This window comes from Oleiphilus sp. HI0061, assembly GCF_001635675.1.
On record NZ_LWFE01001460.1, the window covers coordinates 1 to 883 of the forward strand.

Genomic DNA, 883 nt, shown 5'->3' on the forward strand with positions numbered 1-883 from the left:
GGATTTAAAATCTGCTCAAAAAATCGATTCTGCTGTGAACGATAGTCGAAAAGAATTTTCTCGTCTGGGGCTGGCATTTTTATTCTTAGCCGGGATTCTAGCTTACGTCGCGACAAGCTTCCAGCTTGGACAAGGTTCTTTGGTTTTATCTATCGCCGCAGTAGTTGGCGGCTATATGGCAATGAATATAGGTGCCAATGATGTGGCCAATAACGTTGGCCCAGCGGTTGGCTCAAAAGCGCTCACACTAACCTGGGCGATAATAATAGCTGCAATCTTTGAGGCCGGTGGTGCCTTGTTAGCTGGCGGTGAAGTCGTCAGTACCATTAAGAAGGGTATTATCAACCCCGAAAATATTACTGATTCCACTACTTTTATCTGGTTAATGCTTTCAGCCTTATTTGCTGGTGCTGTTTGGTTGAATGCAGCTACTTACCTCGGTGCGCCCGTTTCAACAACTCATTCAATCGTTGGTGGCGTGCTTGGCGCAGGTATTGCTGCTGGCGGATTGGCCATTGCAAACTGGAATAAAATGGGGATGATTGCTGCGAGTTGGGTTATCTCACCTGTGCTAGGGGGCGTTATTGCAGCCTCGCTTCTCCTATTCATTAAAAAGAAGATTATTTATCAGGATGACATGCTTCAATCGGCAAGACGCTTTGTTCCTTGGTTGATCGCGTTGATGGCGTGGGCGTTTAGTACTTATTTAGCGCTTAAAGGTTTGAAAAAAATATGGAAAATTGACTTCCAAATGGCCGCCATGATTGGTCTTGCTGTCGCCGCATGTTTTTTTGTTGTAATAAAACCTTTAGTTTCAAAGTCATCCAAAAAGCAAGAGAATAATAAGGAAGGCGTCAACAATCTCTTCACTATACCTCTGATT

The 883-nt window shown here is 44.2% G+C and carries 1 protein-coding gene; it reads left to right on the forward strand.

Annotated features, from left to right (window positions below):
- Positions 1-883 (forward strand): inorganic phosphate transporter (locus A3735_RS22970; protein ID WP_369820551.1); only part of this gene is annotated, 883 nt, incomplete at both ends.